Source organism: Massilia sp. 9I (assembly GCF_902506415.1).
In the GTDB taxonomy this organism is placed as follows: domain Bacteria; phylum Pseudomonadota; class Gammaproteobacteria; order Burkholderiales; family Burkholderiaceae_D; genus Telluria.
On record NZ_LR733275.1, the window covers coordinates 1,232,303 to 1,256,079 of the forward strand.

30 protein-coding genes are annotated in these 23,777 nt (G+C 65.0%); 11 read left to right on the forward strand and 19 right to left on the reverse strand.

What is annotated here, in order from left to right; genetic code table 11:
- Positions 1-41 precede the first annotated feature (41 nt).
- The 3 genes from GV068_RS05570 to GV068_RS05580 are packed head-to-tail and all read right to left on the reverse strand — an operon-like array spanning position 42 to position 2,518.
- Positions 42-1,166, reverse strand: coding sequence for a heme A synthase (locus tag GV068_RS05570; RefSeq protein WP_159696390.1), 1,125 nt, complete (start codon positions 1,164-1,166; stop codon positions 42-44).
- A gap of 37 nt (positions 1,167-1,203) precedes the next feature.
- A complete protein-coding gene (locus GV068_RS05575) occupies positions 1,204-1,833 on the reverse strand; it encodes an SCO family protein (protein WP_373888407.1) in 630 nt (209 codons plus the stop codon).
- Positions 1,802-2,518 (reverse strand): SURF1 family protein, encoded by a 717-nt coding sequence (locus GV068_RS05580; RefSeq protein WP_308636955.1) that lies wholly within the window; start codon positions 2,516-2,518, stop codon positions 1,802-1,804. The genes GV068_RS05575 and GV068_RS05580 overlap by 32 nt, the downstream gene beginning before the upstream one ends.
- A gap of 90 nt (positions 2,519-2,608) precedes the next feature.
- On the opposite strand from GV068_RS05580, the gene GV068_RS05585 reads away from it, so the two are divergent.
- A complete protein-coding gene (locus GV068_RS05585; protein WP_159696392.1) occupies positions 2,609-2,809 on the forward strand; it encodes a twin transmembrane helix small protein in 201 nt (66 codons plus the stop codon).
- A 136-nt stretch (positions 2,810-2,945) separates the two neighbouring features.
- On the opposite strand, the gene GV068_RS05590 is transcribed toward GV068_RS05585, so the two are convergent.
- The 6 genes from GV068_RS05590 to coxB form a co-directional block, all read right to left on the reverse strand.
- Positions 2,946-3,803, reverse strand: coding sequence for a cytochrome c oxidase subunit 3 (locus tag GV068_RS05590; protein ID WP_159696393.1), 858 nt, complete (start codon positions 3,801-3,803; stop codon positions 2,946-2,948).
- Positions 3,804-3,872: 69 nt separating this feature from the next.
- Positions 3,873-4,082 carry a DUF2970 domain-containing protein gene (locus GV068_RS05595; RefSeq protein ID WP_159696394.1) on the reverse strand — a complete coding sequence of 70 codons (210 nt, stop codon included), beginning with the start codon at positions 4,080-4,082 and terminating at the stop codon, positions 3,873-3,875.
- Positions 4,083-4,661 (reverse strand): cytochrome c oxidase assembly protein, encoded by a 579-nt coding sequence (locus GV068_RS05600; RefSeq protein WP_159696395.1) that lies wholly within the window; start codon positions 4,659-4,661, stop codon positions 4,083-4,085. It lies immediately after the preceding gene.
- Position 4,662: 1 nt separating this feature from the next.
- Positions 4,663-4,773, reverse strand: coding sequence for a cytochrome oxidase small assembly protein (locus GV068_RS25120; protein ID WP_229463776.1), 111 nt, complete (start codon positions 4,771-4,773; stop codon positions 4,663-4,665).
- Positions 4,774-4,775: 2 nt separating this feature from the next.
- On the reverse strand, positions 4,776-6,380 hold the full coding sequence (gene ctaD, locus GV068_RS05605) for a cytochrome c oxidase subunit I (RefSeq protein ID WP_159696396.1): 1,605 nt from the start codon (positions 6,378-6,380) through the stop codon (positions 4,776-4,778).
- Between the two features lie 29 nt (positions 6,381-6,409).
- Positions 6,410-7,597: a cytochrome c oxidase subunit II gene (gene coxB, locus GV068_RS05610; RefSeq protein WP_159696397.1), complete on the reverse strand. Its 1,188-nt coding sequence runs from the start codon at positions 7,595-7,597 to the stop codon at positions 6,410-6,412.
- Between coxB and GV068_RS05615 the strand changes: the two genes are divergently transcribed.
- On the forward strand, positions 7,596-7,808 hold the full coding sequence (locus GV068_RS05615) for a hypothetical protein (RefSeq protein ID WP_159696398.1): 213 nt from the start codon (positions 7,596-7,598) through the stop codon (positions 7,806-7,808). The two genes, coxB and GV068_RS05615, sit on opposite strands and share 2 nt — an antisense overlap.
- A gap of 132 nt (positions 7,809-7,940) precedes the next feature.
- Here the strand turns inward: GV068_RS05615 and GV068_RS05620 are convergent, their stop codons facing one another.
- Entirely contained in the window at positions 7,941-8,858 is a 918-nt protein-coding gene (locus tag GV068_RS05620) for a methyltransferase domain-containing protein (protein WP_229463778.1), read from the reverse strand.
- A gap of 60 nt (positions 8,859-8,918) precedes the next feature.
- Here GV068_RS05620 and GV068_RS05625 point away from each other — a divergent pair, with 60 nt between their 5' ends.
- The 3 genes from GV068_RS05625 (at position 8,919) to GV068_RS05635 (ending at position 10,840) form a co-directional block, all read left to right on the forward strand.
- Positions 8,919-9,641: a ComF family protein gene (locus tag GV068_RS05625; protein ID WP_159696399.1), complete on the forward strand. Its 723-nt coding sequence runs from the start codon at positions 8,919-8,921 to the stop codon at positions 9,639-9,641.
- A 17-nt stretch (positions 9,642-9,658) separates the two neighbouring features.
- On the forward strand, positions 9,659-10,129 hold the full coding sequence (gene trmL / locus GV068_RS05630; RefSeq protein WP_159696400.1) for a tRNA (uridine(34)/cytosine(34)/5-carboxymethylaminomethyluridine(34)-2'-O)-methyltransferase TrmL: 471 nt from the start codon (positions 9,659-9,661) through the stop codon (positions 10,127-10,129).
- 147 nt (positions 10,130-10,276) lie between these two features.
- Complete coding sequence (locus GV068_RS05635) at positions 10,277-10,840, forward strand: PEP-CTERM sorting domain-containing protein (RefSeq protein ID WP_159696401.1); 564 nt, start codon at positions 10,277-10,279, stop codon at positions 10,838-10,840.
- 5 nt (positions 10,841-10,845) lie between these two features.
- On the opposite strand, the gene GV068_RS05640 is transcribed toward GV068_RS05635, so the two are convergent.
- The 3 genes from GV068_RS05640 to soxR form a co-directional block, all read right to left on the reverse strand.
- A complete protein-coding gene (locus tag GV068_RS05640) occupies positions 10,846-11,802 on the reverse strand; it encodes a fasciclin domain-containing protein (protein ID WP_229463780.1) in 957 nt (318 codons plus the stop codon).
- Positions 11,803-11,959: 157 nt separating this feature from the next.
- Positions 11,960-14,080, reverse strand: coding sequence for a prolyl oligopeptidase family serine peptidase (locus GV068_RS05645; protein WP_159696402.1), 2,121 nt, complete (start codon positions 14,078-14,080; stop codon positions 11,960-11,962).
- A 144-nt stretch (positions 14,081-14,224) separates the two neighbouring features.
- Positions 14,225-14,677, reverse strand: a complete 453-nt coding sequence (soxR, locus tag GV068_RS05650; RefSeq protein WP_159704637.1) for a redox-sensitive transcriptional activator SoxR — start codon at positions 14,675-14,677, stop codon at positions 14,225-14,227.
- 73 nt (positions 14,678-14,750) lie between these two features.
- Here soxR and GV068_RS05655 point away from each other — a divergent pair, with 73 nt between their 5' ends.
- Positions 14,751-15,200: an ester cyclase gene (locus GV068_RS05655; RefSeq protein WP_159696403.1), complete on the forward strand. Its 450-nt coding sequence runs from the start codon at positions 14,751-14,753 to the stop codon at positions 15,198-15,200.
- Here GV068_RS05655 and GV068_RS05660 read toward each other — a convergent pair.
- The 3 genes from GV068_RS05660 to GV068_RS05670 are packed head-to-tail and all read right to left on the reverse strand — an operon-like array spanning position 15,197 to position 17,715.
- Positions 15,197-16,030, reverse strand: coding sequence for a metallophosphoesterase (locus GV068_RS05660; protein ID WP_159696404.1), 834 nt, complete (start codon positions 16,028-16,030; stop codon positions 15,197-15,199). The two genes, GV068_RS05655 and GV068_RS05660, sit on opposite strands and share 4 nt — an antisense overlap.
- Positions 16,031-16,042: 12 nt before the next feature.
- A complete protein-coding gene (locus GV068_RS05665; protein ID WP_159696405.1) occupies positions 16,043-16,516 on the reverse strand; it encodes an adenylyltransferase/cytidyltransferase family protein in 474 nt (157 codons plus the stop codon).
- Positions 16,517-16,524: 8 nt separating this feature from the next.
- Entirely contained in the window at positions 16,525-17,715 is a 1,191-nt protein-coding gene (locus GV068_RS05670) for a PilT/PilU family type 4a pilus ATPase (RefSeq protein WP_159696406.1), read from the reverse strand.
- A gap of 159 nt (positions 17,716-17,874) precedes the next feature.
- Here GV068_RS05670 and GV068_RS05675 point away from each other — a divergent pair, with 159 nt between their 5' ends.
- Positions 17,875-18,816, forward strand: coding sequence for a hydrogen peroxide-inducible genes activator (locus tag GV068_RS05675; RefSeq protein WP_159696407.1), 942 nt, complete (start codon positions 17,875-17,877; stop codon positions 18,814-18,816).
- A 156-nt stretch (positions 18,817-18,972) separates the two neighbouring features.
- Here GV068_RS05675 and GV068_RS05680 read toward each other — a convergent pair whose 3' ends face one another.
- The 3 genes from GV068_RS05680 to GV068_RS05690 are packed head-to-tail and all read right to left on the reverse strand — an operon-like array spanning position 18,973 to position 21,607.
- Positions 18,973-19,452 carry a YaiI/YqxD family protein gene (locus GV068_RS05680; protein WP_159696408.1) on the reverse strand — a complete coding sequence of 160 codons (480 nt, stop codon included), beginning with the start codon at positions 19,450-19,452 and terminating at the stop codon, positions 18,973-18,975.
- 54 nt (positions 19,453-19,506) lie between these two features.
- On the reverse strand, positions 19,507-20,076 hold the full coding sequence (locus GV068_RS05685; RefSeq protein ID WP_159696409.1) for a PEP-CTERM sorting domain-containing protein: 570 nt from the start codon (positions 20,074-20,076) through the stop codon (positions 19,507-19,509).
- 28 nt (positions 20,077-20,104) lie between these two features.
- Positions 20,105-21,607, reverse strand: a complete 1,503-nt coding sequence (locus tag GV068_RS05690) for a PhoX family phosphatase (protein ID WP_159696410.1) — start codon at positions 21,605-21,607, stop codon at positions 20,105-20,107.
- Between the two features lie 183 nt (positions 21,608-21,790).
- Between GV068_RS05690 and ubiA the strand changes: the two genes are divergently transcribed.
- Genes ubiA through GV068_RS05710 form a run of 4 tightly spaced genes read left to right on the forward strand, consistent with a single transcriptional unit; the run spans position 21,791 to position 23,684 of the window.
- Positions 21,791-22,645 carry a 4-hydroxybenzoate octaprenyltransferase gene (gene ubiA, locus GV068_RS05695; RefSeq protein WP_159696411.1) on the forward strand — a complete coding sequence of 285 codons (855 nt, stop codon included), beginning with the start codon at positions 21,791-21,793 and terminating at the stop codon, positions 22,643-22,645.
- A 46-nt stretch (positions 22,646-22,691) separates the two neighbouring features.
- Positions 22,692-23,012, forward strand: a complete 321-nt coding sequence (locus GV068_RS05700; protein ID WP_159696412.1) for a YqjD family protein — start codon at positions 22,692-22,694, stop codon at positions 23,010-23,012.
- 2 nt (positions 23,013-23,014) lie between these two features.
- Complete coding sequence (locus GV068_RS05705; RefSeq protein ID WP_159696413.1) at positions 23,015-23,392, forward strand: phage holin family protein; 378 nt, start codon at positions 23,015-23,017, stop codon at positions 23,390-23,392.
- Complete coding sequence (locus tag GV068_RS05710) at positions 23,382-23,684, forward strand: hypothetical protein (protein WP_159696414.1); 303 nt, start codon at positions 23,382-23,384, stop codon at positions 23,682-23,684. The genes GV068_RS05705 and GV068_RS05710 overlap by 11 nt, the downstream gene beginning before the upstream one ends.
- Positions 23,685-23,777 lie beyond the last annotated feature (93 nt).

Sequence of the window (23,777 nt, forward strand, 5' to 3'; positions counted from 1 at the left end):
CGGCAGCGCCGCATTCCACATCACGCCTGGGGTCGCACGCTTCATATCACGGCGGATTTCAGGCGATTCACGTCGATCTGCTGTTTCACCCGGTAGTTTAACATGGTCACCAGCAGGACCAGCAGGGCCGCGCCGGCGTTATGCATTACGGCAATGGCTAGCGGGAAGTCGAAATAGACGGTGGCGATTCCGGTCAGCAGTTGCACGAACAGCAGGAGGGCCAGCCAGTGGGCATGCCTGGCCAGGTAGGCATGGCGCCGGGCGCGCCACACCAGCAGGCCGAGCACGGCGACGACGACGATGGCGAAGTTGCGGTGCACCCAATGGATGGCCACCAGCGCCGAGAACGGCAGGTAGTGGCCCGCCGCCGTCTTGCCCAGTTCGCGCCACAGGTGGAAGCCGTGCTCGAAGTCCATGTCCGGCACCACGCGGCCGTCGCACAGCGGGAATTCATCGCAGGCCAGGGTGGCGTAGTTAGTGCTCACCCACCCGCCCAGCGCGATCTGCGCCGTGACGACCAGCGCGGCCAGGATGGCCAGCCGGCGCAGGCTGCGCAGCGCGGCGTCGTCGCCCGCAGGCGCCGGCGAATGCATCAGGTAGTCCTCGCGGCCGCCGAGCCAGGTGAGCAAGGCCAGCAGGCCCATGCCCAGCAGCAGGTGGATGGTGACGATCACCGGCTGCAGCTTGAGGGTGACGGTCCAGGCGCCGAAAGCGCCCTGGATGCAGACGAAGACGAACAGCGCCAGCGGAATGCCCGGCTTGAAGGCTTGCACTTTCGTTTTTCGCCACTGCACGATCGCAGTGATGAGCAAGGCCATGATGATCACGCCGATGCCCATCGCCAGGTAGCGGTGGATCATCTCGATCCAGGCCTTGACCTTGGTGACCGGGCCGGTCGGCATCAAGGCCTCGGCTGCTGCGATCTGCTCGTGCGCCAGGAAAGGGTTGGCCATGCCGTAGCAGCCCGGCCAGTCCGGGCAGCCCAGGCCGGAATCGGTCAGGCGCGTGAAGCCGCCGAACACGATCAGGTCGAAGGTGAGGAAGACCGCGATCCAGACCAGCTTGCGGAACTTGTTAGGGTCCGAGGACATCCAGACCATCGACAGCGGCAGGATGGCCACCAGCACGCCCATCAGGGCCAGGTGCAACAGGGAGGAAGCTTGCATTGTTTTCTAAGACTTGTCTGGTCGCGGGCGCCGGCCCTCAGCCGATCGCCGATGCCTTGAGGAGCTTGGCGATGTCCTTGTAGACCTTGCGCGGGTCCGGGTTGGCGGGGAAGCGCATCATCAGGTTGCCCAGCGGGTCGATCAGGTAGATGTGGTCGGCGGGCGTGGTGCCCTGCTCGGCCGGCAGCCACTTGTACACGGTGTCTTTCGGTGCGCGCAGCAGGTGCATGCCGTCGTAGTTACGGATGGTCATGGTGTCGAGCGGCTGCTCGTCGGTGACCAGCCACACGCGTTCCATGCGGTCCATGTTCTTGCCCTGCATCAGGCGCCACTGGCGCATCGCGAACAGCTGCTTCTGGCAGGCTTCCAGGCACTCGCCGCCGCCGACCTTCAGCATGATCCACTTGCCGGCATACTGCTCCAGCTTTTCCGAACGGCCGTCGAGCGTTGTGCTCGCCATGGCCGGAATCGGCAGGGTGCGCGGATCGAGGATGGCGCCGTAGTTGGTGCGGCCGGTCGGCTTGATGACGTAATACGTCAGGTAGGACAGGATGATCGGCGCCGCGCAGACCATCAGCACGGCGAACAGCTTCCAGCGCCCGCGGTTACGGCTGACTTCGCCTGCCTTGGCCGGATCAGTTGCCGGCGTCACTTGTGCTTGCTTCACGTTTTCCTGCATCAGCTTGTTTTGATCCACTTCGGAATCCTGTTATCACGAAAAAGAGCACGGCCATCGCCGCCAGCGCATACCACTGGAAGGCGTAGCCGCGGTGCTTGTCAATGCCGCTCGAGGGCGAAGGCCACACGCGCAGCAGCATGTTGTCGACCGCCCCCGGCTGGTCCGGCCCGGTCTGCTGCACGAAGAAGGGCTGCAGCGCCAGACCGGTGGCCTGCGCCGCCGCCTGCGGGTCGATGTTCTGGACGATGGCCTTCGGCGCCAGCGGCGCAGCCGCTCCCAGGTCCATCACGTGTCCGGCCGAGGCCACCACGATGCCCTCGATGGTGACGGTGCCGCTCGGGGTGGCGTAGGCCGGCAGCTTGCCGAATTCCGCGTCGCGCGGCAGCCAGCCGCGCATCACCAGCACATGTGTGTGCGACCCGGCGATTTTAAACGGCATCACGAGGTAGTAGCCGGGACGGCCCGCCATCGGGCGGTTGGCCAGGAACAGCGGCCAGTCGGCGACGAATTCGCCAGTGACGCTGACGCGGCGGTATTCGAGGGAAGCGGCGGGCGTCATGTTCGCGCCGAGCGCGACGGGGGCTTCGGCGGCCAGGGCCGCGAGCTTTTCCTGCACGGCCAGCTTCTGGGCTGCCCTACCCTGCTGCCAATTACCCAGCGCAATGCCCAACACGGCAAGGGCCAATGCAGCAATGAATGGAATGGGGCGAAAATGGAAGGGGAAGCGCATTACAATGGTGCCTCAACTTTTCCCGGGCCGACCATGAAACTGTTTGTTGCCATTGCCTTTATTCTGATCCTTGCGAGCCTCGGTTCGGCCCTGTTCTTCCTGATGCGGGACAAGGGGCAGAGCAACCGCACCGTGCATGCGCTGGCGATGCGGGTCGGCCTGTCGATCACGCTCTTCTTGTGCCTGCTTGGCGCCTACAAGATGGGCTGGATCGCACCGACCGGGATTCGCTGAACAGCCACATAAACGTAGGGTGGGCGGATCCCCGCCCACGCGTTCAAGCATCGTATGCGGGCTACCTTGCATCCATTCACCCGTCAGTTGAACGCGTGGGCGGGAAACCCGCCCACCCTACGAAACCAAGCTTAGCTTACAGCCAGTACACCACCACGTACAAGCCCAGCCACACGACGTCGACGAAGTGCCAGTACCAGGCCGCGCCTTCGAAGCCGAAGTGGTGGTCGGCCGTGAAGTGGCCCTTGAGCACGCGGTACAGCACCACCGACAGCATGATCGCGCCCATGGTCACGTGGAAGCCGTGGAAGCCGGTCAGCATGAAGAAGGTCGAGCCGTAGATGCCCGAGGTCAGCTTCAGGTTCAGTTCCGAATAGGCGTGCATGTATTCATAGGCTTGGAAGCCCATGAAGACCGCGCCCAGCAGGATGGTGGCGGCGAGCCAGAACGCGGTCTTGCCGCGGTGACCGGCGCGCAGCGCGTGGTGCGAGATGGTCAGGGTCACGCCCGACAGCAGCAGCAGCGCGGTGTTGATGGTCGGGATCGGGAACGGGCCCATGGTCTGGAAGCTGTCGACCACACCGGCCGGGCCGGTGTTACCCCAGGTCGGCGCGAAGTCCGGCCACAGGACCTTGTGGTCGAGGTCCGACAGCCACGGCATGGTGACGGCACGGGCGTAGAACAGCGCGCCGAAGAAGGCGCCGAAGAACATCACTTCCGAGAAGATGAACCAGCTCATCGACCAGCGGTAGGAGGTGTCGATGCGCTTGCCGTACATGCCCGATTCGGATTCGCCGATGGCGTCGCCGAACCAGAAGTAGAGCACCACCAGGGTAGCGGCGATGCCGGCCAGGCACACTGCCGGCCCCCAGGGGGCGCTGTTGACCCAGCCCGACGCGCCGGCCATGGTCACCAGCAGCGACAGGCCGGCGAACATCGGCCAGCGCGATGGGCCCGGCACGAAATAGTAAGGCACGGTTTGTGGCGAACTCATTTTCATCTCCTCAATACTCTTTGAATTTTCGGGTGATTCTTGTGTCGCTAGGTGTTCAAATGCGTGGTTTTACTGCGATACCGCGAAGCGCACCGCCAACAGCAATACGCCGATGAAGATCGCCGCCCCGATGAGTCCGGCAATGATCACGTGCACCGGGTTCAGGTTGGCGGCGTCCTGCTCGTAGTCGCGGCGCTTGCGCACCCCGAAGAACGACCAGAACACGGCTTTCATCGTGGCCAGGAAGCTTGCTTTCCTCTGGTGCGGCCGGTCTTCCATTTACTGCACTTTCCCCGCACCGTTCGCCGCCGTCTGCACCGCGCCGCCGATCTCGAAGAAGGTATACGACAGCGTGATGTTCTTCACTTCGCGCGGCAGCGCCGGGTCGATGAAGAAGACCACCGGCATCTGGCGCGCTTCATTCGCCTGCAGGGTCTGCTCGCGGAAGCAGAAGCACTCCACCTTCTTGAAGTGCGGCGTGACCACCTGCGGCGCGTAGCTCGGGATCGCCTGCGCCTTCATCGCCCTGCCCTGCTTGTTGACCACCTCGTAGGTGACGGTGACCAGCTCGCCCGGGTGCACCGAGATGCTGCTCTGGGTCGGGCGGAAGCGCCACGGCCCCTGGGCATTGCCATCCAGCTCGACGACGATGGTGCGCGTCTTGTCGACCTGGGAATTCACCGGCGCCGCGACGAAGTCGCCCTTCTGCGTCAGCACGTTAATGCCCAGCACTTCGCAGATCTGGCGATACACCGGCACCAATGCGTAACCGAAGCCGAACATCATGACCGCCACCACCACCAGTTTGCCCAGGGTGGAGCGGTTCAGGCGGCGGATGCGGCTACTGATCGGCGTCATCTCAGCTCAGCCAGGTGAACTTGACGAACACGCTGACGAAGAAGACCAGGGCGATCGCGCCCAGCACCAGCGCGGTCTTCAGGTTGCTCTTCTTCTGTTCTGGCGTGACCATGATTACTTCACCAGCGGCGGGGTTTCGAAGGTGTGGAACGGCGCCGGGCTCGGCACGGTCCACTCCAGGCCTTCCGCGCCTTCCCACGGCTTGGCTTCCGCCTTCTTGCCGCCGCGGATGGTCGGCAGGATCACGGCGAACAGGAAGTATGCCTGCGACAGGCCGAAACCGAAGGCGCCGATCGACACGATCATGTTGAAGTCGGTGAACTGGGTGGCGTAGTCCGCATAGCGGCGCGGCATGCCGGCCAGGCCCAGGAAGTGCATCGGGAAGAAGGTCACGTTGAACGTGATCAGCGACAGCCAGAAGTGGATCTTGCCGCGGCCTTCCGGATACATGTGGCCGGTCCACTTCGGCGCCCAGTAGTAGAAGCCGGCGAACAGCGCGAACAGCGAACCCGCCACCAGCACGTAGTGGAAGTGCGCCACCACGTAATAGGTGTCGTGGACCATGATGTCGATCGGGGTCACGGCCAGGATCAGGCCGGTGAAGCCGCCCATGGTGAACACGAAGATGAAGCCGACCGCGAACAGCATCGGCGTCTCAAACGTCATCGACCCTTTCCACATCGTCGCGACCCAGTTGAACACCTTCACGCCGGTCGGCACGGAGATGAGCATGGTGGCGTACATGAAGAACAGCTGCGCGGTCACCGGCATGCCGGTGGTGAACATGTGGTGGGCCCAGACGATGAAGGACAGGATCGCGATCGACGCGGTCGCGTACACCATCGAGGCGTAGCCGAACAAGGGTTTGCGTGCGAAGGCCGGGATGATCTGCGACACGATGCCGAAGGCCGGCAGAATCATGATGTAGACCTCCGGGTGGCCGAAGAACCAGAAGATGTGCTGGTACATCACCGGATCGCCGCCGCCGGCCGCGTTGAAGAACGAGGTGCCGAAGTGGCGGTCGGTCAGGGTCATGGTGATCGCGCCCGCCAGCACCGGCATCACGGCAATCAGCAGGAAGGCGGTAATCAGCCAGGTCCAGCAGAACATCGGCATCTTCATCAGGGTCATGCCCGGAGCGCGCATGTTCAGGATGGTGACGATGATGTTAATCGAGCCCATGATCGACGAGGCGCCCATGATGTGCATGGCGAAGATCGCCATGTCCATGCCAGGGCCCATCTGGGTCGACAGCGGTGCGTACAGGGTCCAGCCGGCCGCGGTGGCGCCGCCCGGCGAGAAGAACGAACCCGCGAGCAGGATCGCCGCCGGCGGCAGCAGCCAGAACGAGAAGTTGTTCATGCGCGCGAAGGCCATGTCGGACGCGCCCACCTGCAGCGGGATCATCCAGTTGGCGAAGCCGACGAAGGCCGGCATGATCGCGCCGAACACCATCACCAGGCCGTGCATGGTGGTCAGCTGGTTGAAGAACTCGGGGCGGAAGAACTGCAGGCCCGGCTGGTACAGCTCGGTGCGGATCATCAGCGCCAGCACGCCGCCCGAGAGCAGCATGATGAACGAGAACCACAGGTACAGGGTGCCGATGTCCTTGTGGTTGGTGGCGAACAGCCAGCGGCGGAAGCCGTGCGGATGGTCGTGCGCGTGATCGTGGTCGTGCGCGTGGCCGTCGTGTGCGTGATCGATGGTGCTGGTAGTCATGTCGATATCCCTGAAGCTAAATGCTAGGCTTACTTGCCACGTGCAGCCAGAACCTCGGCCGGTTGAACGATATTTTCCGCGGCCTTGTTCGACCAGTTATTGCGGGTATAGGTGATGACGGCGGCGATCTCGGTGTCCGAGAGCTGCTTCCAGGCCGGCATCGCGGACGGGTAGGCCGGGGTGTCCTGGCCATTCAGCAGCACTTCGACCTGGTGCGCCTTGGCGCCCAGCACCACCGGCGAGCCGTCCAGCGGGGCGAAGGCGTTCGGGACGCCCTTGCCATTGGCCTGGTGGCAGGCCACGCAGTTGGCGGCGTAGACCTGCTCGCCGCGGGTCTTCAGTTCATCGATGGTCCAGACCTTGCTCGGATCGTCGGCCAGGGCGGCCATTTTCTTCTTCTCGCCGGCGACCCAGGCGCTGTAGTCCTCGGCGGACACCACGCGCACCACGATCGGCATGAAGGCGTGGTCCTTGCCGCACAGTTCGACGCAGTTGCCGCGGTAGATGCCGACCTTGTCGGCCTTGAACCAGCCGTCGCGCACGAAGCCGGGAATCGCATCCTGCTTGATGGCGAAGGCCGGGATGGTCCAGGCGTGGATCACGTCGTTGGCGGTGAACACCATGCGGATCTTCTTGCCGACCGGGACGACCATTTCGTTGTCCACTTCCAGCAGGTAGTTCTCGCCCTTCTTCTCGGTGGGTTCCTGGCCCGGCAGGCCGATCTGGCTGCGCGGGGTGGCCAGGTTCGACAGGAAGGAAATGCCCTCGCCTTCGCCGGTCAGGTAGTCGTAGCCCCATTTCCACTGCATGCCGGTGGCCTTGATGGTGATGTCGGCGTTCGAGGTGTCCTTCAGGGCGACCACGGCGCGGGTGGCCGGCAGGGCCATGCCGATGACGATCAGGAAGGGAACGATGGTCCAGGCGATTTCGACGGCGGTCGATTCGTGGAAGGTGGCGGCCTTGTGGCCGAGCGACTTGCGGTGCTTGAAGACCGAATAGAACATGACGCCGAACACGCCGACGAAGATCACCAGGCAGACGATCATCATCCAGTTGTGCAGGCCATAGATGTCAGCGCCGAGGGCGTTGACCGGGGTCTGCATGTTCAACTGGTGTTCGACCGGCCGGCCGGTGATTTCCGGAGCCGCCCATGCTGGGATGCCGGCCGTTGCTGCGAGGCCGAACATCAAGGCCCCAAGTCGCGATGCGTATGTCATGTTGTCCCCAACCACCCAAAATAAAAATATTTTTAACGGTCGACAGCTCCATGAACGAACTGCCGCCGCTCCGAAACATATTTCGCAGAGAGGTCCAAACCTGTACCGCGAAAATTGCGCTGCGGAAAAGGCGGGAACCACCACGCCGGTGATCGGTAGCTTCGTGCTACCCGCCGCCGGCGGCTCTGCTGATGCTGCAATTCAATTCTAATTATTTCTATTTACGCGCTGGATTGCTGCTTTTTTCAGCGTTTTTCTCGTCCAGACGACAAAAATAGCCACTGATTATAATCAAACCAGTAATTTTTATTCAAGGAAAATCGGGCAGCGTTGTTGCTGTGGGTTATTGAGGCTTACGCGGTTGGAAACGCACGATGGCCTCTCCGGCCGCCGTGGTCTTCGGTGCCGGGCGGAAAGCGTGGCCATAGATGACCTCGAAAGTCAGGCCCAGCTTGCCGTCCGGGCGGCGTTGGGCTTCGAAAGCGTCCAGCACGCGCTGCCAGGCCGTGCGCCCGATCAGGCCCCTCCGGCGCGTGGCCAGCGGGTTGCCGCCGAGGGCGCGCACGTCCGTCAGTAAGGCATCGACCGTGTCGTAGGTGACCGTGATGCGTTCCATGTCCATGACGGGAGTCGAAAAGCCTGCCTCCACCAGCTGGTCGCCGAAATCGTGCATGTCGACGAAAGGCAGGGTGTGCGGGGTTTCGTCGAGCGCGGCGAAAGCGGTGCGCAACTCGGCGAAGGTGTCCGGTCCAAAGTTGGAAAACATCAGCAATCCATCCACCCGTAAGGTCCGGCGCCACTCGGCGAACACGCGGTCCGGCTGCGGATGCCAGTGCAGCGCCAGGTTCGACCACAGCAGGTCGAGCGAGTTCGTCCCGAAGGGCAGGTTGCCGAAGTCGCCGCACAGGATGTCGACGCCGGCCTTGGCCGGCAGCAAACGGCTGAGCATCCGGTTCAGCGCACGGGTGTCCGGGACCGGCGCCCCGGCGACCGTGGCCATGGCGGGGGCGGCGTCGATGCCCAGGATCTGGGCCGCAGGATAGGTTTTTTGCAGCAAGACCAGGTCCCTGCCTTCGCCGCAGCCTGCGTCGAGCACCTGTTTCGGGACGATTTTCACCAGCTGCAGGCGCTCGTGCATGCGCTGCGCAATTTCGCGGCGCAGGAAATCGGAAGGCTGGATGCGGGCGGGCTGGGAAAACAGGGAGCGGACACGGGCCTGGTCGATCGGCGCGCTCATCCGGGAAGGTTGCGGTGAAGCCATGGTGGACATGCGGATGGTGAGATAATGGCGGAGTGTACATGCTCCCGTGGATTCGAGCTGATGCCACAGCTGTCTTCGCCCCTGCGTTCGCTGTTGCGCGCCCTGCTCCCCTGCAGCTGTGTGCTGTGCGGCGCCACGGGGGATGAACCGGTGTGCCCGGCCTGCACGCTGGCTTATGCGCGCGACGTCCACGCCCGCTGCCCCTGCTGCGCCAATCCGGTCGGCGTCCATGACACCGGACGCCATTGCGGCGCCTGCCTTGCCGACGCGCCGGCCTTTGACGCCACCGTGGCGGCATGCGACTACGCCGTCCCGGTCGACCGCCTGGTGCTGCAGCTGAAGTTCGGTGCGCGGCTGGCGCTGGCGCCCTGGATGGCGCGGCGCCTGCGCGAAGCGGTGCTGGCGCGCGCGGACTTGCCCCTGCCGGATTTGCTGTGCCCGGTGCCGCTCGGTCCGCGCCGCCTGGTCGAGCGCGGCTACAACCAGGCGCTCGAGCTGGCCCGGCCGCTATCGAGCGGCCTCCGGATCCGCCTGGCGCCGCGCCTGCTGCTGCGGCAGCTGGACACGGCAGCGCAATCCGGCGTCGCGCCGGGCGAGCGGCGCAGCAATGTGCGCGGCGCCTTTGCCCTCGCGGATGGACAGGCGCTGGAAGGGATGCACGTCGGCGTGGTCGATGACGTCATGACCAGCGGCCATACACTCGATGAAATTGCCGGCGTCTTGAAAAAGGCCGGCGCTGCGCGCGTGACGAACTTCGTGTTCGCCCGCACGCCGCCCCACTGAAACTGAAGGAGAACAAGGTGTTCCACGTCGTCCTGGTCGAACCAGAAATCCCGCCGAATACCGGCAACGTCATCCGCCTGTGCGCCAACACCGGCGTGCAGCTGCACCTGATCGAGCCGCTCGGCTTTCCGCTCGACGATGCCAAGATGCGCCGCGCCGGCCTGGACTACCACGACTACGCGACCATGAAGGTGCACAAGCACTGGGACGCGTTTTTGCTCGATGCGAAGCCGGATCCGGCGCGCATGTTCGCGCTGACCACGCACGGCTCCTCGCCCTTCGCGAACGCCAGTTTCCGCCCCGGGGACGTGTTCGTGTTCGGCGCCGAGTCGCGCGGCCTCGACCCGGCCCTGCGCGAAAGCTTTCCACCGGCCCAGCGCATCCGCCTGCCAATGATGCCGGACAACCGCAGCCTCAATCTGTCCAACACCGTGGCGGTGGTGGTCTACGAAGCCTGGCGGCAGAACGGCTACGCCGGCGGGACCTGAGGTTCCCAACAGCAATGTAACTTGCTGTCGCGCGCGGACGACACAATGTGGAAATATCTATAAGGTAGCGCGACAGTATCGGGCGAACAGGAGTAGGCTGATTACATGAAGTATTGACCGGCGCCCTGTTTTTGCTCGAGGTTTTACATGAAGAAGTTTCTCTCTACTGGCGCCCTGCTGCTGTGCTGCACCGCTGCCTCTGCGGATCCCCTTGATACCATTGCCTGGGGCTTTTCCTTCAACGGTTTCTACGACAGCGTATCGAAGACCTTCCTGCCGGACGAGGTCATCTCCGGCTCGTTCAAGGGCACTGACCTGAACAGTAATGGTTCGCTGGAGAAGGATGAGCTGCTCTCGCTCGTCGTCGGCGAGCTCGACTATGTCGCCTGCGCCGCCAGCAGCAATGCGTATTACCAGTGCGGCGCGACCAGTTTCGCGTTCTCGCCGGATTCCGGCCTGCACTTCAGCGTCGGCAGCTATGGCCAGGACCCGGAGGGCTGGGTCGGCGGCGGACGCCTGATCACCACCGGCGACCAGCACTACGCCTACGAATTCAACCCGAACATGACGACCGAGCGCCACCTGTATTGGACGAGCGACACCCGGCTGACCATGTTGTCGCAGGCGCCGGAGCCGCATACCTGGGCGATGCTGGCGGCCGGGCTGGTCGGCCTCGCCTGGCGTGCGCGCAGGCGGACCGGGCGCGTCTAACCGAATTACAGGCGCGGGATCAGCACCTTGTCGACGACGTGGATGACGCCATTGCTGGCGCGCACGTCGACGGCCGTGATCCTGGCTGCCACCGCAGTGGTGTCGCGGATCGTGGGCGGGGTGCCGCTGTTGATCACGATGTTCTGGCCCGCCACCGTGGCAACCGGCTGGCCGAACGGGATCTGGGTCGACAGCACCTGGCCGCTGACCACGTGGTAGGTCAGCACGGTGCGCAATTGGGCCGGGGTCAGGCCCTGCGGCGCGGCGGCAAAAGCGGCATTGGTCGGTGCGAACACGGTGAACGGGCCGGCGCCGGCCAGTGTGCCTTGCAGGTTGGCCGCGACCACGGCGCTGACAAGTGAGCTGAACTGGGGATTAGCCTGGGCCATCTGGACGACGTTCAGCACGCCCGGCGGCACCAGCACCTTGTCCACCACATGGATCACGCCGTTGCTGGCGGTGACGTTGGCGGTAGTGACGGTGGCGGTCGTCAGGGCGGCATCAGTGACCCTGACGCCGTTGCTGAAGTCGAAAGTCAGCCGCGCCGGCGCACCCGCATACGTGTAGGCCGTGGCCTGGGACGTTCCAGCCGCGCTTAGGTCGCCCGACCCGCGGCGCGCCGGCAGCACGTGGTAGGTGAGGATGCTCTGCAAGGCGGTCGCCGGCAGCGCGTTAACCATGGCCGTGGCGTCGGCAAATCCAAGGCGCGTGGCCAGGGCATTGAACGCTGCGTCGGTCGGCGCAAATACCGTTAGCTGGGCATTCGGATCCGTCAGCGTATTGGCGATGCCGGCCTTGGCCACCGCGGCGCCCAGGGCCGTGAAGCCCTGGTCGCTCGCCACTTGCGCCAGGTTCTTCGGTGCCGGAAGCACCGTTTCGTCATGGTCGTTTCCGCATCCAGCCAGCGATGCAGACAAGGCCAGGACTGCCAGTCCCAGCTTCAGGAAATTGCGCACATGCATGATGTTCTCCGGGTTAGTTGTCGAAAGCGGTTCATGACCGACAAGACGGCCAAGCTATCCCAGAAATTATCGTGCAATGACCCGCGCGCACGGGTCATTTGCCGCTCAATATCGGTTCATTACGTGAACAAACCTGCAAGTTTCCGGTTCGTACACTTTATTTCCCTTTCGTCTGGGCCAGGATGAAGGCATAGGTATCGGCCGCCTCCGCATCCTGCTGCGCGCGCGTCGATCCCATCCCGTGCCCGGCGTCGAAATCGACGCGCAGCAGCACCGGCTTGCCGCTGGTGCTGGCCGCCTGCAGGCGCGCCGCCATCTTGGCCGGGTGGAAGGGCGCCACGCGCGGATCGGTGACACCGGTGGTCAGCAGCACGGCCGGATACTTGCCGCCGTCCTTCACTGCCTGGTAGCTGTCAATGCTCTTCAGGGCCTTGAAGCCGGCCTTGTCGCGAATCGCGCCCCACTCCGGTTCTTCCGCGAAGCCGTTCTGCTCGGCCACGTAGCGCAGCGGGTTGTGCCAGCCCACGCCCGACACCACGGCCGCGAACAGGTCCGGACGCTCGGTCAGCGCCATGCCGGTCGGGATCCCGCCCGCCGAGCGGCCGCCGATGGCGGTGTGGGCCGGCGCGGTATAGCCTTCCTTGTGCATGTCCTCGACCACGGCGATCAGGTCGCGCCAGGTGTTCGGCTTGTTCTCCAGCTGGCCGGCGCGGTGCCAGCCGCGTCCGTATTCGCCGCCGCCGCGCACGTTGGCGAAGCCGACGATGGCGCCCTGGTCGATCAGCGCCAGCGAACGGTTAACAAAAGAAGGCGTGTAGGCTGCGGCGCCATAGCTGCCGTAGGCCGAGATGAAGGCCGGGTTCTTGCCGTCCTTCCTGAGGCCCTTCTTGTATATCAGGCTGTAGGGGATCTTGGTGCCGTCCTTCGCGGTGGCGAAGCGGCGCTCGGTGGTGTAGGAACTGACGTCGATGGCCGGTTTCGGCGTGATGCCGGTGTCTGCCACCTTGCCGTTCGCATCGATGCTCCAGATGCCGGTGGGCGTGAGCCAGCCGGACAGCAGCATGAGGGCGCCCGGCGCGTCCGGGTCGGCAGCCAGGGCCGGCACCGTGCCGTCGAAAGGCAGGCCCACGTTCGCCAGCTTGCCATTGGGGTCGAGGCGCAGCACGCGGCCGATGCCGCCATCCATGGCGCGCACATACAGGCCGTCCTTGGCGCGGACCATGCTCTGGAGGACCAGGCCGGATTCCGCCACCACCTCGCGCGCATTCTTCACCGAGGGCGACTGCGCACTGACCTTCACGATGCGTCCGCGCGGATGGCCACGGTTCGACAGCAGGTAGAGTTCGTCGCCCTGCAGGTCGGCGCCCGTGACTTCATCCGCGAAGTCGGCCACCGCGGTCCAGCGCGCCCTGCCCGCCAGGACGTCCTGCAGCGGCGCGATCAGGATGCGGTTTTCCTGGCGCACGTCGGCCAGGAACAGGAGCGCGTGGCGCGAATGCGGCGTGGCCACCACGACCGGCGCCTGGATGTTGTCGTACTTGACCGCCCGGTCCTGGCCACGCGCCATCACGATCCGGTCCTTGGCCGGATCCTCGCCCAGTTTATGGAAGCGGGCGCGCGAATCGAGGTAGCGTTCCGGTGTATTCACCTTGCCGGTAAGCTGGTTATAGAAGAAGCCGGAGCTGTCTTCCAGCCAGCTCGGGCTGGCGCTCTGGGTGTTGGCAATGCGTTCGGGCAGGATCGCGCCGCTGGCGACATCCATGATGTGCAGCACCGAGTCCTCGCTGCCGTCCTTCGACAGTCCGTAAGCCAGCTTGCTGCCGTCGGGCGAGGCGCCCCACCAGTCCAGCGAATAATGGCTGGTGGCGGTATCCAGGGTGGTCGGGTCGACCAGCAGGCGCGTCTTGCCGCCCTCCTGCACGAAGAGCTTGAAGTTGTTGCTGCCGGCCGGGCGCTGCTGGTAGAAAGTCTTGCTGCCGGCGCGCTCGATGCGGCTGACCGCCGTGACGTCGCCCGACAGTTGCTGGATGCGCGCCAGCAGCTCACCTCGCAGCGGCAGGGCGTCGAGCACCGAGCGGGTGTAGGCATTCTGGTTCTTCAGGAAGGGCAGCCAGTCCGGGTCCTTGTCGTTCTCCATCCAGCGGTAGCGGTCCACCACCTTTTCGCCGAAGTGGGTGTCGGTGACGGGTACAACTTTCGCCACCGGTGGGGCGGCCGCGGCGCCGGCCGCAGCCAGCGCCAGGGCGGCGCCGCTCAGGAAACGTACAAGTCCAGACATGGGTTCCTCCGTGTTTATTGTCTGGCAATATTGCCATGAATTAGGAGGACAAAGATTATTTACATGGAGGCGAGCAAGTCGATGCCGGGTGTAAGGCGGGTTCCGCAACGCGTCCGGATGTTTACCATCCGGTCAAAATTTGCTTCACAAGAGCTGTGGCCCGTCGCCCTGGTCCGACAGTGAGTCGAGCGGATTGCGCAGCCGGCAGGCATCGATCGACAGGCAGCCGCAGCCGATGCAGTCGTCGAGCTGGTCGCGCAGTCGGGTCAGTTGTGCGATGCGCGCATCCAGCTCGCCGCGCCACAGGCTGGACAGGCGCGCCCAGTCACCCGCGGTTGGCGTGCGTCCTTCCGGCAGCGAGGCCAGGGCCGCCCCGATCTCGGCCAGCGGAATGCCGATGCGCTGCGCCACCTTGATCACCGCCACCCGGCGCAGCACGTCGCGGCCATAGCGGCGCTGCTGGCCGCTGCTGCGCACGCTGCGGATCAAACCCTTGGTCTCGTAGAAATGCAGGGTCGACACCGGCACGCCGCTGCGCCGGGCCACCTCCCCCACCGTCAATTGCCGCCCAATGTCGCCTGGCGTCAGTTTTCCCATCATTGCCCCTTGACCTCAACTTAACTTGAGGTTTTACACTCGCCTGCATCCTTTGACAAGTACGGAGAAACGCATGCATGCACGCCCATCGACCCAAGACCTGAACAAGCAGCTGGTCCGCGACCTGTACGACTGCATCAACACAAGGAGGCTGGACGAGATGGAGGCGCTGATCGCACCTGACTTCACGGGACCGCGCGGCGAGCGCGGACCGGCCGAGTTCCGCGCCAACATCGCGACGGTGCTGACGGGATTCCCGGGCGTGCGCTTCGAGCTGCATGACGTGTTCGCCGAAGGCGACCGGGTGGCGGTGCGCTGGACCTTCCGCGCGCCGCACGACGGCCGCTTCGCGGGCCTGCCGCCGACCCACGCGCTGGTGACCCAGGAGGGGAATGTGATTTATCAACTGCGCGACCGGCAGATCGTGCGCGCCTGGCTGCAGGCGGACCGCCTTGGCGTCCTGCAGCAGATCGGCGCCCTGCCGCGCTCCTTCGCCGACAGCCGCGCCACTCAGCCAATTTAAGGTCGGGTTTCCTGCAGCATCTCGCCCACCACCTGGCGCGTGGCCTCATCCCAGTGCGCCAGTACGCGCTGCGGCACGCGGCCGAAGATCGTGGCCAGGCCGCCTTCCTGCCAGCGGTGCAGCGCAAAGGCCGGATCGCCCTGCTCCACCAGCGGACGGTTGTCCGGCTGCGCAGCCTGCATCGGTGCGAACGCCAGGCTCAGGTCGGAGGACGAGGACGGACAGGTCGCGACCTGCCGTCCGCGCCAGGGAAAGACACCGCCCACGTGCACGTGCCCCGTGCAGATCCCCGCGATGGACACGCCCTGCAGGGCCGCGTCCAGCCGCCCAATCCATGCTTGACCCGGACCCGGGTCAATCCAGGGAATGCCGACATCGACGGGCGGATGGTGCATGAAGACCAGCGCTGGCGTGTCGCCGCCATCGCGCAGCGCCGCGTGCAGCCACTGGGCGCGCGCTTCACAGAAAGCGCCGCCATGGCGGCCTTCCTCCAGGCTGTCGAGGATCACCAGGCGAAACGCCCCGAGATCTGTCACGCCCTGCACGAAGCCATCCGCGAAGTGGTTGTCGCCGAACACGCTGCGGAAGTGTTTGCGGCTGTCGTGGTTACCGAGCGCGAAGCGCACCGGTTGCGGCCAGGCCGCCAGCGCCTGCTGGAGATGCCGGTAACTCTCCAGCGCCCCGTCGTCGGTCAGGTCGCCGCTCAGGACCAGCAGGTCCGGCCGCGGCAGCATGGACGCCAGGTGCTCGAGCACGCGCACGAAGCGCGCCAGGTTCGGATGGCCGGCATCGGCATGCAGGTGCAGGTCGGTGACTTGGGCGATCAGCATGCCTTGTTCCCCTTAGCCGCGGATCTTCGCCACCAGCTTGGTGGTCGAGCGGTCATGCTCGAAGTCGATGGCCACCGCGCGGCCGCCGTAGGCCAGCACCGCCTGCCCTTCCGGGATCGCGCTCATGTCGTAGTCGCCGCCCTTGGCGTAGATGTCGGGACGGCTTTCCAGGACCACCTCGAGCGCAGTGTCCTCGTCGAAGTCGACGACCAGGCTGACCGATTCCAGCGCGGCCAGTACCGCCATGCGGTCGGCCAGGGTGTTGTGCGGGCGGTCGTCGCCCTTGCCGAGGCGCTTGACGGAAGCGTCGGTGTTGGCCGCCACCACCAGCGATGCTCCCAGCTCGCGCGCCTGCGCGAGATAGGTCACGTGGCCGCGGTGCAGGATGTCGAACACGCCGTTGGTGAGCACCACCGGCTTGGGCAATGCGGCGATACGCTGCGCCAGTTCGGCGCGCGTGCAGATCTTGTTTTCGAAGTCAGGCATGGTGTTTCTTAAGTGGTTGGTGCGTCGTCTTCGGGTTCTTCCTCGATCGCCATCGAGAGCTCGGTGGCCTGGCTGCCGCCGGCGGCGCCGCTCGGTCCCTTGCGCTCGCCCGAGAGCTTGATTTGCAGACGCAGGCCGTTGGCCGAGTCGGCGTTGCGGATCGCTTCGTCGTAGCTGATGAAGCCCTTGTTGTACAGTTCGAACAAGGCCTGGTCGAAGGTGCACATGCCGAGCTCGCGCGACTTGTGCATGATCTCCTTGATGCTCTGGAAGTTCCCCTTCAGGATCATCTCGCCGATGGTCGGCGTATTGAGCAGGATCTCGATCGCCGCCTTGCGGCCCTTGCCGTCCTCGGTACGCACCAGGCGTTGCGAGACCACCGCACGCAAATTGGACGAGAGGTCCATCAGCAACTGGTTGCGGCGCTCTTCCGGGAAGAAGTTGATGATGCGGTCCAGGGTCTGGTTGGCATTGTTGGCGTGCAGGGTGCCCAGGCACAGGTGGCCAGTCTCGGCAAAGGCGATCGCGTGCTCCATGGTCTCGGTGTCGCGGATCTCGCCGATCAGGATCACATCCGGCGCCTGGCGCAGCGTGTTCTTCAGGGCGTTGTGCCACGAGTGGGTGTCCACGCCCACTTCGCGGTGGGTGACCAGGCAGTTCTTGTTCTTGTGGACGTACTCGACCGGGTCTTCCACCGTGATGATGTGGCCGGCCGAGTTGCTGTTGCGGTAGTCGATCATGGCCGCCAGCGTGGTGGACTTGCCGGAGCCGGTGCCGCCGACCACCAGCACCAGGCCGCGCTTGGTCATCACGACGTCCTTCAGCACCTCGGGCAAGTCGAGCTTCTCGAAGTTCGGAATCTCGGAAGCGATGGTGCGCACCACCATGCCCACGCTCTGCTGCTGTACGAAGACGTTGACGCGGAAGCGGCACACGCCGGGCAGCGAGATCGCGAAGTTGCACTCCATCTCGGCTTCGAACTCGGCGCGCTGGCGCTCGTTCATCAGGGACAGGGCCAGGGCGCGCGTGACCTCGCCCGACAGCCGCTGCTGGCTCAGGGGCTTCATGGCGCCCTGGTGCTTCATGCTGGGCGGGAAATCGCTGGAAATGAACAGGTCGGAGCCGCCGTGGTGGTGCATCACGGTCAGCAGCTTGTGGATATAGGCCTGGGCTTCCGCCGGGCCGAAGGTCGACGACATGGGGTCCCTCTTGAAAACGCGGGTGAAAATCCTGCCGGGCAATTATATAGACTATGATTCGCCCATCGTTCCAATTAAATGAAATCTTGGCTGACTAAATGCCAACATTGTGTCAGGATTAACGTAAAGACAGCCGTGACATCCTGGGACCCGTAGCCTATGACACTGACCGAGCTGAAATACATCGTCGCCGTCGCGCGTGCAAAACACTTCGGCCACGCCGCCGAAGCCTGCTTCGTCGCACAGCCCACCCTCTCCGTCGCCATCAAGAAGCTCGAAGATGAACTCGGCGTGACCCTGTTCGAGCGCGGCGGTTCCGAGGTCTCGGTGACGCCGCTGGGCGCCCAGATCGTGGCCCAGGCCGAGCGCGTGCTGGAGCAGACCGCCGCCATCAAGGAGCTCGCGAAGCAGAACAAGGACCCGCTGGCCGGTCCCCTGCGCCTGGGCGTGATCTACACCATCGGTCCCTACCTGCTGCCGCCGCTGGTCAAGAAGCTGATCGACACCGTGCCCCAGATGCCGCTGGTGCTGCAGGAGAACTACACGCATAAACTGCTCGAACTGCTGCGCCAGGGCGAGCTCGACGCCGCCATCGTCGCCCTGCCGCTGCCCGAGCACGGCATGTCGATGCAGACCCTGTACGACGAGCCCTTCGTGGTGGCGATGCCGCGCTCCCACCCCTGGGCCAAGCGCAAGGAAATCCCGGCCGACGACCTGAAACTGGAAACCATGTTGCTGCTGGGCGCCGGTCACTGCTTCCGCGACCAAGTGCTGGAAGTGTGTCCGGAGATGGCGCGCTATTCGTCGCCGGGCAACGGCATGCAGCGCACCTTCGAAGGCTCGTCGCTGGAAACCATCCGCCACATGGTGGCGAGCGGCATCGGCCTGACCGTGCTGCCACGCGCCTCGGTGGCCGACATGCACGATCCCAATGGCCTGCTGACCTATGTCCCCTTCGCCCATCCGGCGCCTTCGCGCCGCGTGGTCATCGTGTGGCGCAAGAGCTTTACCCGGCGCGCCGCGATCGACGCGGTGGCGCTGGCGGTCGGCGAGTGCCACCTGCCGGGGGTGGAGATGGTGACGTTCGAAGCGGCCGCGTAGGGGTGATCTGATCCAGTGGACCGGATCACGCTCCACTCAACAAGGTGCTTAGCCTGTACATGGACGCCGCCCACGCGTTCAGGCGGCCCAAGAATAGCCGCGCGGTCTGCTCATCCTCCAGTTGAACGCGTGGACGGCGTCAACGACGCCAGACATTCATGTTTCGCCAGTGGAGCCGCCCACCCTACGGGTATTCGACCGAGCCAGCTGGCGGTCCAGCGCATTCGCGAAATTCCGGCTGTCGGCCTGGCTGAACGCAGGCGGCCCGCCGGTATCGACGCCGCTGCCGCGCAGCTCTTCCATGAAAGCGCGCATGGTCAGCTGCTGGGCGATCGTGTCCTTGGTGTACCACTCGCCGCGCGGATTGAGCGGCAGCCCGCCCTTCTCCAGCACCTGCGCCGCCAGCGGAATGTCGCCGGTCACCACGATGTCGCCGCTGTTCACGCGCGCGACGATCTCGGCGTCAGCCACGTCAGGTCCGCTAGGCACCTGCAGCGCGCGGATGAAGCGAGAACCGGGCACCTTGATCAGCTGGTTGGCCACGAGCGTGACCTCCAGCTGCAGGCGCTCGGCGACGCGAAACAGGATGTCCTTGATGACGCCTGGGCAGGCGTCGGCATCGACCCAGATATGCATGGTGTTGGCGGGCTTGTCGGAAAGGAGCGATTGTACCGGCAAGCCCGCCGATACTCAGTCCTGCTTGCGGCGGCGCGCGGCCATCAGGCCGGCCATGCACAGCATCGGCAGAACCAGCGCGGCCGACGAGGGTTCCGGCACGCTGGCGGTAATGCTGAAGCTGTCGCCCGCACGCAGGCCACTGGTTGCCAGCAGCCAGTCCTGGCCGCCGCCCAGCACGTTCCCGAACTGGAACTCGGCATATTCCGGACGGGCGAAGCTGATCCCGGCCGCGAAGGGACTGGCGTCGATGCTGCCGACCGTGCCGAAGCTCGCGGTCACGCTGCCAGGCGCGCCGGTAAACGAGATGCCCTGCAGGCTGAAGGTGAAGCGGCTCAGGTCCGCGCCAGCCAGGTTGCGCACCAGGGCGTTGAAGCTGAGCGGCCCTTGCAGGTCGGCCTCTTCCAGCACGAAGTTCAGGGTATTGCCGCTGAAGTCTTCCAGGTCGAGGTCGAAGGAGACCAGGCCGGCGCCGCTGTAGTTGGTGACAAGGTTCGAGCCGGTGCTGGTGGTCAGGACCACGGCGTTGGCGGCGCAGGATAGGGATAGGGCCGCTGCCAGGGTAAACAGTTTAGTCAGTTTCATGTAATAGCTCCGATTGGGATAAAAAGGCTTACAGCGGGCCCTTGGCCCATGGGCCGGTGATCGCAAAGGTCACGCCCGGGGTCTGGATGTTGACGAACAGGTAGCGGCCGGTCGGGTCGAAGCAGGCGCCGGCGAACTCGTTGCCGCGCTGGTCACCCGCGAGCGAGGCCAGCTTGCCCGCGCCCTGCAGCTGGGCGCTAGTCAGGTTGATGTTGTTCTTGGCGAAGATGTAGGCGTCACCCGCGCCGGTGATGCCCATCAGGCGCTGGCCGAAACCGAAGGGGTCGGTGGCGGCGGTCGAGGCGTCCTCGCAGATCAGGATTGCGTTGCGCGGGCTGACGGTGAGGTTGTCGCCCATATTGCCCACCAGCTGGCTCGGGCTCGAATAGATGCATTTGAGGGTCTGGCGCGCCAGGTCGAGTTCCCAGATGCTGCCACGCTGGACGGCGCCGCCCGAGGTGTCCATCACGTACATCTTGCCCTGTGCGTACCAGATGCCTTCGCCACGGTTCATGCGGGCCGCTCCCTGCAGCCAGCCCTGCACGAAGGGACCAGCGGCGCTCGTGATGCGCACGCCGCTCGGACCGGTGGCGTCGCCGCGGTTGGCGTCCGGGTTGGCGATGTTCACCCATTCCAGCTCGTACACCGAATCGACCGGCACGTTGGCCAGGTTGACGTTGTTGACGCCCTTGACCTTGGCCATCTGCAGCACGCCGCCCATGGCCAGGGTGCCCGGTGCGCCGTTCTTGATGTCGGGGACGTAGCGGTAGAACCCCGACTTGCCCGAGGAATCCTCGGTCTGGTAGACGATGCCGGTGGCCGGATCGACGGCGGCTGCTTCGTGGGCGAAGCGGCCCATGCCGACGATGGGCTGGCCGGTGGTCAAGGCCGGGTCCGAGTGCACTTCGAACACGTAGCCATGCTTCTTGCCGGCAGTACCGACGGCGTCCGAGCCGACTTCTTCGCAGCTGAGCCAGGTGCCCCAGGGCGTGATGCCGCCGGCGCAGTTGGTCTGGGTGCCGCCCAGGCTGGGGGTCATGCTGACCCAGTTCCCGTCGCGGAACAGCAGGTTGGTGGTGCCACCGCCGAACTTGTTGGTCGAGCCGCCGCCGCTGGTGCCGCTGTCGTAGACGCCGACCGCATCCAGGAAGTTGGCCGGGCCGGTGCCGCCGATCTCGTGGTTACGCACCAGCACCAGCTCGGTGCTGCGGCCGACCTTGCGCGACAGGACCACGCCCATGCCGTCGTGGCCGCCGGGGCAGGTTTTACCGTCGGTCATCAGGTCGCCGCGCCAGCCGAAGCTTTTATAGGTGAAGCCGGCCGGCAGCTGCAGTAGCGGCAGGCCGGTGGTGATGTCGTTGGCGGGGGCGATTGGGCCGTAGGGGCTGTCGACCAGGGCGGTGGCGCCGTTGGCGGCCAGGGCCTGCTGCGACTGCAGGGCGGCAAAGGCGCCGACGAAGGGCAGCGCCGTGGAACCGGCCAGGCCCTTGAGCAGATTGCGCCTGGTGGACGAAATGGTGTTGTCAGTCATGGGTGCATCTCCGATGGATGTGGTCGAGAGGTGGAGCCGATGCATTTAAACAAACAAAAATGTCGGCTCAATGACAACAAAATGGCAACTTCGCGGATCGCGCACGCGCGGCCGCCTCTTGCGTCAAAAGGTTTAGAATCCCTGTCTTCTGCTCAACAGTTCTTGCCTGACAAGACGCACATCATGAACAAGCTGGCGCTTTACTTCCGCCTGGTCCGTGCCGACAAGCCGATCGGGATCCTCCTGCTGCTGTGGCCTACCCTGTGGGCGCTATGGATGGCGTCAAGCGGCGTGCCGCGCCTAGAGGTATTGCTGATCTTCGTGCTCGGCACGGCGCTGATGCGCTCGGCCGGCTGCGCCATCAACGACTACGCCGATCGCGACTTCGACAAGCACGTCAAGCGCACCGTCGACCGCCCGCTCACCGCCGGCAAGATCCGCGGCTGGGAAGCGGTGATGGTGGCGGCGGTGCTGTCGCTGGTCTCCTTCATCCTGATCCTGCCGCTGAATGCGCTCACCAAGCAGCTGTCGGTGGTGGCCCTGATCGTGGCCGGCACCTACCCCTACTTCAAGCGCTTCTTCGCGATCCCCCAGGCTTACCTGGGTATCGCCTTCGGCTTCGGCATCCCGATGGCCTGGGCCGCCGTGCAGGGTACGGTGCCGGCGGTGGCCTGGTGGCTGCTGGCCGCCAACGTATTCTGGGCGGTGGCCTACGACACCGAGTACGCCATGGTCGACCGCGACGACGACCTGAAGATCGAGATCCGCACCTCGGCCATCACCTTCGGGCGCTTCGACGTCGCCGCCGTGATGCTGTGCTATGGCGCGGCGCTGGCGATCGACCTGGTGTGTGGCTGGTACCTGGGCCTGCGCTGGTGGTTCGTGGCCGGCATCGTGGTCGCAGCCGGGATCGCCCTCTACCACTACACCCTGATCCGCCACCGCGAACGGATGGCTTGCTTCAAGGCTTTCCGGCACAACAACTGGCTGGGCGCCGCACTGTTCAGCGGTGTCGCACTCGACTATGCATTCAGGTAATATTGCAGGAAAAGCATTCCTTCCCTTCTTTTAAACGAGGCCCACCATGATGGAAAAGATCCCTACCCAAACCGGCACCCGCGACCAACTGATGTCGGACCTGAAGACCGTGATCTCGGACGCCGAGGCGTGGCTGCGCAATGGCGGCCAGCTGACCGGTGACGAGCTGAAGGCTGCCAAGGCCAAGTTCGAGCAAACCCTCTCGGCGGCCAAGGAAAGCCTGGGCGAATACCAGCAGACCGTGGTCGAGAAGACCAAGGAAGCGGCCCGCGTGACCGACGAATACGTCCACGAAAACCCATGGAAGTCGGTGGGCCTGGGCGCCGCGGTCGGCGTCGTGATCGGCATGCTGATCGCCCGCCGCTAACGATGAGCATCACGGCCGCAGTCGGAAGGATCGCAGCCAACGTACTCGACCTGGCGCGTACGCGCCTCGAGCTCGCCACCGTCGAACTCCAGGAAGGCGCCCATCGCGTGATGGGCTACCTCGCCTGGGCGCTAGCGGCCGCGGTGCTGGCGCTGTTCGCGCTGGCCCTGGTCGTGCTGTTCGTGCTGGTGCTGTTCTGGGACACGCACCGCCTGGCGGCGGTGGGCGGCATGGCCGTCCTGTTCATCCTGGGCACCCTGTTTGCAGCGATGAAGCTGCGCGCCGGCCTGGCCGCGCGTCCGCCGATGCTGCCGGCCACGCTGGCGGAGCTGCGCAAGGACGCCGCCGCGCTCAAGGGAGAGCATAGCGATGCCGTCTGACTCGTCGACGCTGGCTGCGCGCCGCGAAGCGCTGGTGGCCAGGTGCGCCGACCAGCGCGCGCTGGTGGCGCATGAAGTGGCCACCCTCTCCTCGCCCGATACGCTGGGGATGATTCCAGCCTATGCACTACGTCACCGCAAGGCGGCGCTGGTCGTGGCGGGTGTCGCGGCCGGGCTGTTCATCACCAAGCCCAAGTGGGCGGTGGGCAGCGTGACGGCGGTAGTGTCGGCCTACAAGTTCGCCCAGAAGCTGCTGCCTGTCCTTAGGTGGCGGGGCTTCGAGGTCCATTGAACCGTAGGGTGGGTGGCTTCGCCGCCCACGCGGTCAACTACTGCCGGCTTGGTCGCGACGTCGTAACTTTCGCCTATCACCGCGTGGGCGGGA

Coding starts and splice junctions, on each gene's coding strand:
- GV068_RS05710 (WP_159696414.1), top strand. CDS start 23,382: ATGCCGTCTGACTCGTCGACGCTGGCTGCGCGCCGCGAAGCGCTGGTG.
- GV068_RS05620 (WP_229463778.1), bottom strand. CDS start 8,858: ATGGCTTCACCGCAACCTTCCCGGATGAGCGCGCCGATCGACCAGGCC.
- GV068_RS05690 (WP_159696410.1), bottom strand. CDS start 21,607: ATGACTGACAACACCATTTCGTCCACCAGGCGCAATCTGCTCAAGGGC.
- GV068_RS05640 (WP_229463780.1), bottom strand. CDS start 11,802: ATGCATGTGCGCAATTTCCTGAAGCTGGGACTGGCAGTCCTGGCCTTG.
- soxR (WP_159704637.1), bottom strand. CDS start 14,677: ATGGGAAAACTGACGCCAGGCGACATTGGGCGGCAATTGACGGTGGGG.
- GV068_RS25120 (WP_229463776.1), bottom strand. CDS start 4,773: ATGGTCACGCCAGAACAGAAGAAGAGCAACCTGAAGACCGCGCTGGTG.
- GV068_RS05600 (WP_159696395.1), bottom strand. CDS start 4,661: ATGACGCCGATCAGTAGCCGCATCCGCCGCCTGAACCGCTCCACCCTG.
- coxB (WP_159696397.1), bottom strand. CDS start 7,597: ATGACATACGCATCGCGACTTGGGGCCTTGATGTTCGGCCTCGCAGCA.
- GV068_RS05700 (WP_159696412.1), top strand. CDS start 22,692: ATGATGGAAAAGATCCCTACCCAAACCGGCACCCGCGACCAACTGATG.
- GV068_RS05645 (WP_159696402.1), bottom strand. CDS start 14,080: ATGTCTGGACTTGTACGTTTCCTGAGCGGCGCCGCCCTGGCGCTGGCT.
- GV068_RS05670 (WP_159696406.1), bottom strand. CDS start 17,715: ATGTCGTCGACCTTCGGCCCGGCGGAAGCCCAGGCCTATATCCACAAG.
- GV068_RS05655 (WP_159696403.1), top strand. CDS start 14,751: ATGCATGCACGCCCATCGACCCAAGACCTGAACAAGCAGCTGGTCCGC.
- GV068_RS05635 (WP_159696401.1), top strand. CDS start 10,277: ATGAAGAAGTTTCTCTCTACTGGCGCCCTGCTGCTGTGCTGCACCGCT.
- GV068_RS05660 (WP_159696404.1), bottom strand. CDS start 16,030: ATGCTGATCGCCCAAGTCACCGACCTGCACCTGCATGCCGATGCCGGC.
- GV068_RS05590 (WP_159696393.1), bottom strand. CDS start 3,803: ATGAGTTCGCCACAAACCGTGCCTTACTATTTCGTGCCGGGCCCATCG.
- GV068_RS05705 (WP_159696413.1), top strand. CDS start 23,015: ATGAGCATCACGGCCGCAGTCGGAAGGATCGCAGCCAACGTACTCGAC.
- GV068_RS05675 (WP_159696407.1), top strand. CDS start 17,875: ATGACACTGACCGAGCTGAAATACATCGTCGCCGTCGCGCGTGCAAAA.
- ubiA (WP_159696411.1), top strand. CDS start 21,791: ATGAACAAGCTGGCGCTTTACTTCCGCCTGGTCCGTGCCGACAAGCCG.
- GV068_RS05570 (WP_159696390.1), bottom strand. CDS start 1,166: ATGCAAGCTTCCTCCCTGTTGCACCTGGCCCTGATGGGCGTGCTGGTG.
- GV068_RS05685 (WP_159696409.1), bottom strand. CDS start 20,076: ATGAAACTGACTAAACTGTTTACCCTGGCAGCGGCCCTATCCCTATCC.
- GV068_RS05665 (WP_159696405.1), bottom strand. CDS start 16,516: ATGCCTGACTTCGAAAACAAGATCTGCACGCGCGCCGAACTGGCGCAG.
- GV068_RS05625 (WP_159696399.1), top strand. CDS start 8,919: ATGCCACAGCTGTCTTCGCCCCTGCGTTCGCTGTTGCGCGCCCTGCTC.
- GV068_RS05595 (WP_159696394.1), bottom strand. CDS start 4,082: ATGGAAGACCGGCCGCACCAGAGGAAAGCAAGCTTCCTGGCCACGATG.
- GV068_RS05615 (WP_159696398.1), top strand. CDS start 7,596: ATGTTGTCCCCAACCACCCAAAATAAAAATATTTTTAACGGTCGACAG.
- ctaD (WP_159696396.1), bottom strand. CDS start 6,380: ATGACTACCAGCACCATCGATCACGCACACGACGGCCACGCGCACGAC.
- GV068_RS05680 (WP_159696408.1), bottom strand. CDS start 19,452: ATGCATATCTGGGTCGATGCCGACGCCTGCCCAGGCGTCATCAAGGAC.
- GV068_RS05585 (WP_159696392.1), top strand. CDS start 2,609: ATGAAACTGTTTGTTGCCATTGCCTTTATTCTGATCCTTGCGAGCCTC.